This is a genomic window from Arthrobacter sp. JCM 19049 (assembly GCF_001310435.1).
The window spans coordinates 1-524 of the sequence record NZ_BAXF01000952.1 but is presented as its reverse complement, the minus strand read 5'-3'; the positions used below and the strand labels follow the sequence as shown (position 1 = coordinate 524).

Below are 524 nucleotides of genomic sequence, written 5' to 3'. Positions count from 1 at the left end.
TGCGCCTGGCCGTGGGCCGGGCCCGAGCCCTGGCCGTCGAACCGGCGGTGCGCCGCAGCATCAACGCCCAGCACCGGGAACTGCGCCAGGCGCACACGGTCCTGTTCTTCTCCGAACCGCCCAGCCAGATCTACCAGCTGCAGGTGTGGCTGCGTCCCTTCGAGGCCCTGGCCGAATCCGGGGCGCGGATCGGAATCGTGGTGATGAACGCGCTCACCGCCCGCCAGCTGCTTCAGATGACCGGGCTGCCGGTGTTCTTCTCCCGCTCCATGGAACAGGTCGAGCAGCGCCTGGCCAAGGCCGGGACCAGGACCATCTGCTACGTGAACAACGCACAGGGCAACTTCACGATGCTGCGGATGAACGGCCCGCTGCACGTGCACCTGAACCATGGGGAGAGCGAGAAGATCTCCATGGTCTCCAACCAGCTCAAGGCCTACGACCGGGTGGCGGTGGCCGGGCCGGCGGCCATCGAGCGCATCACCGCGCACATCCCGCGCTTTGACCCGGCCGCGCTGGTGCCG

General features: G+C 68.5%; 1 pseudogene. It reads left to right on the top strand.

Annotated features, from left to right (window positions below):
- Window positions 1–11: 11 nt before the first annotated feature.
- Window positions 12–524 (top strand): annotated as a pseudogene (locus JCM19049_RS17305) (CDP-glycerol--glycerophosphate glycerophosphotransferase); the annotation flags it as partial.